Annotated in this window: 10 protein-coding genes; 2 read left to right on the forward strand and 8 right to left on the reverse strand. The window is 64.5% G+C overall.

Translation table 11 applies throughout. The features are described from left to right. The 8 genes from CP49_RS14935 to CP49_RS14970 all read right to left on the reverse strand — a co-directional run. Window positions 1-524 (reverse strand): ATP-binding cassette domain-containing protein (locus CP49_RS14935; RefSeq protein WP_156438422.1); only part of this gene is annotated, 524 nt, incomplete at its 3' end. Beyond that, window positions 521-1,402, reverse strand: a complete 882-nt coding sequence (locus CP49_RS14940; protein WP_057850992.1) for an ABC transporter permease — start codon at window positions 1,400-1,402, stop codon at window positions 521-523. The genes CP49_RS14935 and CP49_RS14940, both read right to left, overlap by 4 nt. After that, window positions 1,399-2,316, reverse strand: coding sequence for an ABC transporter permease (locus CP49_RS14945; protein ID WP_057850993.1), 918 nt, complete (start codon window positions 2,314-2,316; stop codon window positions 1,399-1,401). The genes CP49_RS14940 and CP49_RS14945 overlap by 4 nt, the downstream gene beginning before the upstream one ends. Window positions 2,317-2,732: 416 nt before the next feature. Next, window positions 2,733-3,401: a phosphoribosyltransferase gene (locus tag CP49_RS14950; RefSeq protein WP_057850994.1), complete on the reverse strand. Its 669-nt coding sequence runs from the start codon at window positions 3,399-3,401 to the stop codon at window positions 2,733-2,735. A gap of 40 nt (window positions 3,402-3,441) precedes the next feature. Continuing rightward, window positions 3,442-4,782: an erythromycin esterase family protein gene (locus CP49_RS14955; protein ID WP_057850995.1), complete on the reverse strand. Its 1,341-nt coding sequence runs from the start codon at window positions 4,780-4,782 to the stop codon at window positions 3,442-3,444. Window positions 4,783-5,154: 372 nt separating this feature from the next. Then, window positions 5,155-6,033 carry an SDR family NAD(P)-dependent oxidoreductase gene (locus CP49_RS14960; protein ID WP_057850996.1) on the reverse strand — a complete coding sequence of 293 codons (879 nt, stop codon included), beginning with the start codon at window positions 6,031-6,033 and terminating at the stop codon, window positions 5,155-5,157. A gap of 181 nt (window positions 6,034-6,214) precedes the next feature. Beyond that, window positions 6,215-6,643 (reverse strand): CBS domain-containing protein, encoded by a 429-nt coding sequence (locus CP49_RS14965; protein ID WP_057850997.1) that lies wholly within the window; start codon window positions 6,641-6,643, stop codon window positions 6,215-6,217. A 145-nt stretch (window positions 6,644-6,788) separates the two neighbouring features. Beyond that, window positions 6,789-8,033: an NAD(P)/FAD-dependent oxidoreductase gene (locus tag CP49_RS14970; RefSeq protein ID WP_057850999.1), complete on the reverse strand. Its 1,245-nt coding sequence runs from the start codon at window positions 8,031-8,033 to the stop codon at window positions 6,789-6,791. Window positions 8,034-8,228: 195 nt separating this feature from the next. Between CP49_RS14970 and CP49_RS14975 the strand changes: the two genes are divergently transcribed. Both CP49_RS14975 and CP49_RS14980 read left to right on the forward strand, forming a co-directional pair. Beyond that, window positions 8,229-8,519 (forward strand): hypothetical protein, encoded by a 291-nt coding sequence (locus CP49_RS14975; protein ID WP_057850998.1) that lies wholly within the window; start codon window positions 8,229-8,231, stop codon window positions 8,517-8,519. Between the two features lie 132 nt (window positions 8,520-8,651). Next, on the forward strand, window positions 8,652-10,205 hold a 1,554-nt coding region (locus tag CP49_RS14980), incomplete at its 3' end, for a type I secretion system permease/ATPase (RefSeq protein ID WP_082646028.1).

The following is a 10,205-nucleotide window of genomic DNA, read 5'->3' on the forward strand; positions in this document are numbered from 1 at the left end:
GCGATCAATAGTTCGGGATCGCACATCAGCGCCATCGCGATCATGACGCGCTGGCGCAGGCCGCCCGAAAGCTGGTGCGGGAACTGGCCGAGCCGCATGCCGGGTGCGGTGATGCCGACGCGACCCATCAGTTCGGCCGCGCGGTCCAGCGCCGCCGCGCGCGAGCCGCCCTTGTGGCGCGTCAGCACCTCGGCCATCTGCGAGCCGATCGTGAAGGCGGGGTTGAGGCTGGTCATCGGCTCCTGGAAGATCATCGCCATGCGATTGCCGCGCAGGCGCGCCATTTCGCGGTCCGACAGCGAGGTGAGGTCGGTCCCGGCAAAGCTCATCCGTTTCGCCGAACGGTGGCCGCCGCGCGCGAGCAGGCTCATCACCGCCAGCGCGGTGACCGACTTGCCGCAACCGGATTCGCCGACCAGGCAATGGGTCTCGCCCTTCTCGACCCGGAACGAGGCGCCGCGCACCGCCGCGGTGCGGCCGCCGAACGTCACCTGAAGCTCCTCGACCTCCAAAAGCGCGCTCATCGCAGCCGCTCCGCGCCGAGCAGATTGCGCAGTCCGTCGCCGACCAGATTGATGCCGAGCACCAGAACCAGCAGCGCGACGCCGGGGATCATGATCACCCAGGGTGAAAAGAACATGTAGTCCTTGCCCTCGGCGATCATCAGCCCCCAGGACGGCAGCGGCGGCGGCACGCCGAGGCCGAGGAACGACAGAGCGGCTTCGAGGAGGATCGCCAGCGCCATCTCCAGGGTTGCCACGACGGCGAGATGACTGGCGATGTTCGGCAGGATCTCCCTGATGAGGATATGCGACGTCGAGGCGCCGGCGCACCAGGCGGCGCTGACATAGTCGTGGTTGCGAACCTGCATGGTGGTGGCACGGGCCACGACGGCGAAGCGATCCCATAACAGCAGCCCAAGGGTGGCCACGACGAGCCCAAGGCCCGATCCCATCAGCCCGACCACCGCGAGCGCGACCAGCACGACGGGAATCGACAATCGTGTCGTTATGGCGAACAGCACGACATCGTCGACGCGGCCGCCGAAGAAGCCGCCGAGCACGCCGAGCGTGATGCCGATCAACCCTGATGTGATCACCGTCATGATGCCGATCAGGAGCGAAATGCGCGCGCCATAGACCAGCCGCGCCAGATAATCCCGCCCGAGCTGGTCGGTGCCGAGCAGGTGCCCGGCCTGGCTGCCCTCCATCCAGAACGGCGGCTTGAGGCGATTGCCGAGATCCTGAGTGAACGGGTCCTGCGGCACCAGCGCGTTGCCGACGACCGCGGCTGCGACGACGAGCCCAACGATGGCGATCCCGATCGCAAAGCCGGCGGTGCCGATGCGCGAGCTACCTATGCTCGAAGGCTGCGGCGCCTGAATGGCAATCGGTTCGCTCATCCCGTGCGCAGCCTCGGATCGAGCAGTGCATTGAGGATATCGGCGAGCAGAGTGAGGCCGATGTAGAACACGGCGAGCACCAGTACCACCGCCTGCACCACAGGGAAATCGTTCTTGGCGATGCTCTCCCAGCCGAGATAGCCGACGCCATGCAGCGCGAACACCGTCTCGATGACGATCGAGCCGCCCAGCATGAAGCCAAGCTGGACCGCTGCAATCGACACGACGGGAATGGCGGCGTTGCGCAGCGCGTGCTTGAAGATGATCCGCGCCCGCGACAGGCCCTTGGCGCGGGCGGTGCGGATATAGTCCGAGGCCATCGCCTCGATCATGCCGGAGCGTGTGAGCCGCGTCAGGGCCGGGATCGCGGTGAAGGCGAGCACGATCCCCGGCATCACGAAATGCTGCCAGGTGCCGGTGCCTGATATCGGCAGAATGCCGAGCTGCAGGCCGAGCACGATCATCAGGATCAATGCGAGCCAGAAACTCGGGACCGCCTGCCCCACCATCGTGAACATGGTGACGCTGCGATCGATCCAGGTGTTCTCGCGGAGCGCCGCCAGGATGCCGAGCGGAAGCGAGACGATCAAGGCGAGGCTTAAGCCCACAAGGCCGAGCGTGAGCGTGATCGGCAGGCGCTTCTGGATCAGGTTAGCCACGCTGTCCTTGAAGAAGTAACTCTGGCCGAAATCGCCGACCATGGCGCGACCGGTCCAGGCGAAGAACTGGACGTAGAGCGGGCGATCGAGGCCATAGGCCTTGCGCACGATTTCGACATCTGCCTGCGTCGCCTGGGGGCCGGCAATCGAAACCGCGAGGTCGCCCGACAGCCGCGTCAGCAGGAATGCAAGCGTCATCACGGTGAACGCGACCAGCACACCGAGAGCAAGACGCCGGGCAATCAGACGCAACATATATCAAAGGCTCCACTCGCGACCCGGAACGCGCGATCACAGGCCGGCAGCCATCCCCGAAGCGAGCGCAACGGTGTCATCAAACTATTGCTCCATGCAAGGGAGGCGACGAAATTTCGTGCACCGTGCGGGGGTCCGGAATGTTGGCTTCGGCAAAGGATCAATCGAAGCTGGGCGTTGAGCGTAAGGCGGCGCGCGATCGTGTACCGGAGCCATCCCATTTGAAGCGAATGCATTGAACGGATGCGTTGAAACAGATGCAATGTGTATGCCAGCGCAGAATAGCCCCGGCGTCTGATCCAGGCGAGGCTTTCGCAATTAAAAAAATGGAAGCGCATTCAACGCCGTTGCCCGCCAAGCGGCTTACGGCCACCTCGAGCGGCCGCCCCTGCCGATTTTGGTCGATTTGCGGCGAGCTATGAATGGCTCATCTGCTGCGCTTCCTTGAGCAGGCGGATCACCTCTCCGTCGGTCGTCTGGGCAAAGTCGGCGTAGTACGCACCGACGGCGTAGAACGGATCGGGGGTCAGGAGACACACGGCCTCGTCACATTCCGTCGCGACTTCATCGAGACTGTCCTGCGGAGCAACCGGCACGGCGAGAACGAGGCGCCTCGGCCGGCTTTGTCGCACGCCTCGCAGCGCCGCCTTCACTGTTCCGCCGGTGGCGATGCCGTCGTCGACCACGATGACGGTGCGCCCGCTGGTATCGGCAGCGGGCTGCTCGCCGCGATAGAGAAGTCGACGTCGTTCGATTTCGGCGAGCTGCCGCTTCTGTTCCGCGGCGATGTAGCCCGGCGGCGGAGCCACCATGTCGACGACCTCCCAATTGAGCACGAGTTGCGGGTTCCGGCCGTCCACCACGGCACCGATGCCAAGCTCCTCATGCCCGGGCGCGCCGATCTTGCGCACCAGCAGGAGGTCGAGCGGCGCGGCGAGCGACTTTGCGACCTCGAAAGCAACGGGAACGCCACCGCGCGGCAGCGCGAGAATCAACGGATTGGCGTCACGGAAGTGCGCGAGCGCCGCCGCGAGCTGGCGGCCGGCCTCGCGTCGATCGCTGAAGCTGTCCTGTCCAAACATCATGGGCGCTCCTTTGCGAGCGAACAGACTGCATCTGTGATGCCTAGAGCCCAAATGGATACGTTTCCGGCACGCCTTGTTCATGCCGGGCGGGCAGCGGTGTCACCGCCCGCGTCTCCTCGAACCACACATAGGCATCAAACTGTTCGGCAAGGACCGCCTGGAAATAGTGGCTGGTGAGCTCGCTTTCCGGCCGGTAAATGACGCCGATCGCCCGCTCCAGCATCGGTTGACGCAGCGCCTCGACGAGTTCGCGCCGGGTCAGCCCACGCCAGTCGGTGAGCGTGCGGGCCAATCCCGTCTTCCGGAAGGCATATTCATAGCTGTCATGGCGCGCCGGAAGCACGGTCTTGACCTGCATCGGCGCTTCCCAATCACTCGCCGCGGCGACCGTGCCGCGATCAGTACCAAAGCCGATCAGGACCGCGGCATCCCCATAGGCGGTGCGGCAAAGTTCGCCAATGTTGAACTCACCCTGCCAACCCATGGCAGTAGCGGCGGCATTGCCGATGTGAGAGTTGTGGGCCCAGACGACCGCCTTCGCACCGGCGTCGCGCTGAAGCAGCGCCTGCAAGGTGTCGAACATGTGCCGGTCGCGCAAATTCCAGGATTCTCGCGAGCCCCGATACATGATGCGGTAGTAATGCTCGGCTGCGCGAACGATCCGGGCGTTCTGGACCGCGTCGAAGAAGTCATCGCCGTCCTCTGCACTATAGGCCAGGCGACTGCGCAGCAGCTCGGTGAGTTGCGCCACCGCCTCGTCCTCGCAAGTATCGCGGTGGCCATACAGGACGGCGCGGCCATAAGCGGCCGGCTCGTCCTGCCACGGCGTCAGGCAGCCGTAGCGCCGCCGCGCGGCCTTGGCTGCGTCCGGATCGATGCGATCGAGATATTCAAGAACCGCGGCAATGGAAGCGCCTAGGCTGTAAACGTCGAGCCCGTGGAACGAGACGCGCCGCTCCGGCGGCAGATTGCCGTTGTGGGCCCGCAGCCAGTCGACGAATTCCACCACCTCGGCATTGCGCCACATCCAGGCCGGAAAACGCGCGAATGCCGCGCCTTTCCCGGTCGCACGCGTGTGATGCCGTACATGGCGATCGATGCGCGCCGCGTCCGGCCAGTCCGCCTCGACGGCGACGATGGAGAATCCGTGATGCCGCACCAGTTCGCGAGTAATGGCGGCGCGCGCCCGATAGAACTCCGAGCTGCCATGGGTCGCTTCCCCGAGCAGCACGATCCGGGCGTCGCCGAAACGGGCGAACAGGGCGCCGAATTCACCGGCACGCTCGGGCGCCGGCAGGCTTTCGCCATGACGACGCAATATCTCGGTGAGCGATGCCTGGCTTTGTTCACGGGCTCGTTCGCTGGGCGTCAAGCCGGCCATGGCTCAGATCTCCAATGGCTCGAGCCGATCGCGGCGAAATCGCGTATCCGACACCGCTCGGCCTGCGGCAGGCGCTACAGATTCGGCCTGCCTGCTGCACCGAAACAACCCGGGCTTCCGTTCAGCGTTCCAGAAATTGGTCGGAACGGATCCCGGCGGATGCAGTATTTCAACAGTACGACGAGCCGAGCCTCAAAAAGAAACCCCGCCATCCGCACTTTAGCGAGATGACGGGGCTTTCGGAGCATTCGCCTTCTTATTGATTGAAGGTTACCTGCTCCTTGTCTCGATAACTCGCGGGACACAGATACGTTCCGAAGAATTCAAAAATGGCTGTTCGCAACAGAGGTCGGAACCCGAAGAGTGCATGCTCTAGTGCATGCGGTTCTCGACAGGTTTGCCTTTCAGGCCGTCGTGCGAGTGCTTAAGGTCGAGCGTCGGCTTTGGCTGCTCTCTCACAAAGCTCTTTGCCATTTCTCCCGGGCCGCCCTTTGCAATCGTGGTTCCGCCGTCGGCAAATATCAGCGTTCCCGTCAGGAAACTCGCTTCATCCGAGGCCGCGAAGGCGAATACATTGGCCATCTCCTCGGGCGTGCCGCGCCGGCCGAGTACAGTGCCGGCAAGGGTCTGCTTTTCCATTTGCGCATCCATTAGTCCCGTCTCCTTGTGCGTCCAGGCCGTGTCGATCGGGCCCGGGCACACGCAAAGCGCACGCACGCCGTACTTGCCCTGCTCGTAAGCGACGCTGCGCATGAACGCGTGCAGAAAGCCCTTGGAGCCGCCATAAGGCGCAGCCATCGGCTCGCCCATCTCGCCGGCTTCCGAGCCGGTCGAGATCACGACACCGTGCGAACGTCGAAGATGCGGCAGCGCGAACTTCGTCATCAGGAACGCGGAACGGATGTTGTTCCGGACGACATAATCGAACATCTCGACGGAATGATCCTGGCATTCGGCGATTTCAGGAAACACGCCGGCATTGTTGACGAGAATGTCGATCTTGCCAAATGCATCCGCTGCCAAAGCGACGCAGGCCTGGGCGTCTACTTCATCCGCGAGATCGCCGAGAAAGGATTCGGCCACACCGCCGCGCTCGCGGATCGCCCGGACGACATCATCCACAGGATCGTCGGGCAACCCGGCGGCCACGACTTTCGCGCCTTCTCTTGCGAATTTGTGCGCGATGGCTTCGCCGATACCGGTCCCCGCCCCCGTCACGATTGCTATCTTGCTTTCCAGCCTTCCGGCCATCGTTACTGTCTCCGCTTGCGTTGATCCAAGCCTTGAACTCCGCCGCACAAGCGGTGTTCCACAGTCATGGGTGCGGCACCGATGGGCTGCCCGGATGCCGCAGCTCAAAAGACGGTGCCCGAACCGGCGGGTCGTTCAGAGAACGCCTGATTTGACCTTGCGACTGAAGCTGCGTGATACTTTATCGGCGCTCCTTCGCAGTCGGCTGCGAGATGTCCTTCAGCGCGCCCTGCGCCGCTTCGTCCTCAGCGCGGCCGAGATCGGCCAGCGCGATGACCCCGACGAGCCGCTTGTCTCGGTTGAGAACAGGCAGACGCCGCACCTGATGCGTGGCCATGATTTGCGCGGCGGCTTCGGCATCATCATCGCTGAAGCAGTAGCAGATGCCTTCGGACATCACCTCTCGAACCGTCGTGTTACCGGGCGACCGCGCTTCGGCGACCGCTCGCACCGCGATATCCCGGTCGGTGACCATACCGATCAAACGATCGTTTTCGCCGACCGGCAGGGCGCCGACATTCTCGGCCCTCATGCACTTTGCGGCATCACGAATGGTCATATTGGGATCCGCGATGCGTACCGTCGGCGTCATGATTTGCTGGACCTGCATGGTTGGTCTCCTGATGCAAACAAAGCTGCAAGATAACGCCGGCAGTTTGGGGTTGTTTCGGGGAACCACTGAAGGCGCCGGCCGGGACGCGGCAACGCGTCTTTCCCGGCGATCCGGCGCCGAAGAGTGTTCCACTCTGGTCAGGTCAGATGTAGCGGGCTGGTGCGAACGGCGTGACGTCGTAAGGCGCGGGCGTGCCGCTGATCATGGCGGCGATGGCAGCGCCCGTCGCGGGCCCCGTGGTGAAGCCGATGTGCTGGTTGCCGAAAGCGAGCCACAGGCCGGCATGCCGCGGCGCCGGACCGATCATCGGCAGGCTGTCGGGGAGCGTCGGGCGCGAGCCGCGCCATGTTTCGCCGATGGCATCGCCGAATTCGACTACGCCGCGCGCGAGCGGAACGACCTGATCGAGCTGGGCGAACGAGGAAGGCGCATCGCGGCCGGTCAGTTCGACGCCTGAGGTGACACGAATGCCCTGCTCCATCGGGGTCACGATGAAACCGCCGTCGATGTCATAGATCGGACGCTGTAACGAACGTGCCGGGTTCGGCTTGAATTCGCGATGGTAGCCGCGTTCAAACGCGAGCGGCACGCGATAGCCGAGCGGCCGCAAGATTTCCGCAGACCATGGTCCCAGTGCGACCACGACATGGCGCGCCGAAATCTCGCCGGCGGTCAGCAGCACCCGCCAGTGGTCGCCCTCAGGCACGATCTCCTTGATATCCGACTGCCTGACATCGCCGCCCGCACTCGCGAACATCCGTGCATAGGCCTTGACCACCGCGCCCGGCGAATCGACCGAGGCGGTCTGGGTGTGCAGGAGGCCCACTTTATAGACAGGCACGATATCAGGCTCGAGCGCGGAGATGGCCTGGCGGTCGAGCAACTCGCTGGCGATGCCGTATTCGGCCAGCAGGGCCTGCTCCTGCCTCGCCGCCGCGGCGGCATCGCTGCGCCACGCCTTCAGCCAACCGGTCTCGCGGATGCGATGCCCCGCTTCCGCTTTCACGATCCATGCCCGGTGCAATTTTGCCGATGCGCCGATCAATCCGTGCAGCGCGGTCGCCCGCGGCCTGAAACGCGATGCAGCCGTATCGGCCAGAAAGCGCGCGACCCAGCTCGCGTTCTGCACCGCCCAAAGCGGATTCCACCGCAATGCCGGGTGGCGGTTGGTCAGGTATTTCGGCAGCGACTTCCATAGCGACGGATTGTTGAGCGGCGTGATCGAGCCGCTGCTGATGATGCCGGCGTTGCCATAAGAGGTCTCGCTGCCCGGCTCGCGGCGGTCGATCAGAACGACCGACATTCCGCGCTGCCGTGCGGCGTAGGCCGTCGATACGCCGACGATGCCCGCGCCGAGCACCACGACATCCGCTTTGTCTTCCGACATCGATTTTCCGAACACTTTCCCCAAGGAGATTTCACATCATGATCGGCCGCCGCCGACCGGCAACATCAGAAAGTTCCTCTCCCAACAAATGATCACCAAAAGGCCGCATGTGAGTCCGCAACCTTTTCGGTTGCCGTGGCTTTGTGCACCGCGACGTTCGTCGCATTCCAGCCAACCTTCATAGGAGTTGACTATATGGCTGCACTACTCGGAAACCTGCTTGGTACCGTCGATGGCCTGCTTGGAACCGCCACCGGCGTCCTTGGCGGCGCAAGCGCAAGCAGCAGCGCCTCTGCCAGCGCCAGCGGCACGGCGGATCTGTCGAACACGCTCGATCTCGGCGCGTTGATTGAAACGAGCCCGAGCATCGACCTCTCCGCCGGGCTCGACGGTATCGATGCCTCGGTTTCCGCGCCGACCCTGGTCGGTGCCAGCGCCGATGTCGGCCAGCTCGATGCCGGCGGCCTGCTCAACGGCCTCGTCTAACTCCAATTTGAGTCCAGACATTTTTCGAAAACGCGCGGCGTGGGGAACGCATCCCCACGCCACGTCATGGCCGCCTGCACTGCACGAGTAGATCGCGCAGCATCATATCAACTCGCTTAAGGTGATCGCCGAATGCCTGCGGGCTCGTTGACCGTTCCCGACGACTCCGTCGCGCCGGCGCGGCGGATCGATGACGTTCGCCAGGCGCTGGTCGCGCTGTGGCCGCACTTCCTCTGGGCCGGGCTGTTCTCCAGTGGCATCAACCTGCTCTATCTGAGCTCGCCGCTCTATCTGATGCAGGTCTACAACCGTGTCCTGCTCAACGAGAACGTTTCCACGCTCGTCCTCCTCACCCTGATTCTCGCGATCGCCCTGCTCACCATGGCGGCGCTGGACGCGGTGCGCTCCTGCATCCTGATCCGCTGCGGCATCCGCCTCGACATGGAGCTGTCGGCACGCGTGTTCGAGGCGCTGGTGGTGCGCTCGGCGCAGCGCGGCGCCTCGCGCGGCGCGCAGCAATTGCGCAATCTCGACCAGTTCCGCACCTTCGTGACCGGTCCAGGCATCTATTTCGCGTTCGACCTGCCGTGGATCCCGATCTATCTCATGCTGTTGTTCTTCATCCATCCGCTGCTCGGCATCGTCGCGACCATCGGCGCCGTGCTGCTGCTCGGGCTCGCCGGCCTCAACGAGGTGATGACCCGCGAGCCCATGAAGCAAGCGGAGGCCGCCGGCAACCAGTCCTACGTGTTCACCGAAAACATCCTGCGCCACGCCGACGTGATCCGCGCGATGGGCATGCAGCCGGCGGTGGAGCGCAACTGGCAGAGCCAGCGTTCGTCGATGCTGGTGCAGCAGGCGCAGGCCAGCGACAAGAACGCGGTGATGACCTCGTCCATCCGCTTCTTCCGCCTGCTGCTGCAATCACTGATGCTCGGCACCGGCGCCTGGCTTGCGATCGACCACGCCATCACGCCGGCAACCATCTTCGCCGCCAGCATCGTGATGGGCCGCGCGCTGGTCCCGGTGGAGCAGGCCGTCGGCACCTGGAAGCAGTTCATCGGCGCGCGCGAGGCCTATGCGGAAGTCCGCGAACTGCTCGCCGAGATCGACCTGACGCCGCCGCACACCATCGTGCCGCGGGCGCGCAATACGATCGAGGTGCGTGAATTGCGCTGCCTGCTGCCGGCGCGCAAGGAGCCCGTCATCAGGGACCTGACGTTCGAGCTTGGCGGCGGCCAGGCGCTCGGCATCGTCGGACCGAGCGGCTCCGGCAAAAGCACGCTGGCCCGCCTTCTGGTCGGCGCCATTGCACCGGCCGACGGACGATTGCGCTTCGGCGGGCTCGATTACAGCCATTGGGATCCGCTCGAGTTCGGCCGTCATGTCGGCTACCTGCCGCAGGACGTCGGCCTGTTCGCCGGCACCGTGCGCGAGAACATCGCCCGCTTCGGCGACGCCTCGACGGAGGAGATCATCGACGCCGCCAAGCGCGCCGGCATTCACGAGATGGTGCTCGACCTGCCGAAGCAATACGATACTCGGTTGGGTCCCGGCGGCGTCGGCCTGTCCGGCGGGCAGCGGCAGCGTCTGGCGCTGGCGCGTGCGCTGCTCGGGCGTCCGCCGCTGCTCGTGCTCGACGAGCCCAACGCCAACCTCGATGCCCCCGGCGAAGAGGCGCTGAAG

This window comes from Bradyrhizobium valentinum (assembly GCF_001440405.1).
GTDB classification, from domain to species: Bacteria; Pseudomonadota; Alphaproteobacteria; order Rhizobiales; family Xanthobacteraceae; genus Bradyrhizobium; species Bradyrhizobium valentinum.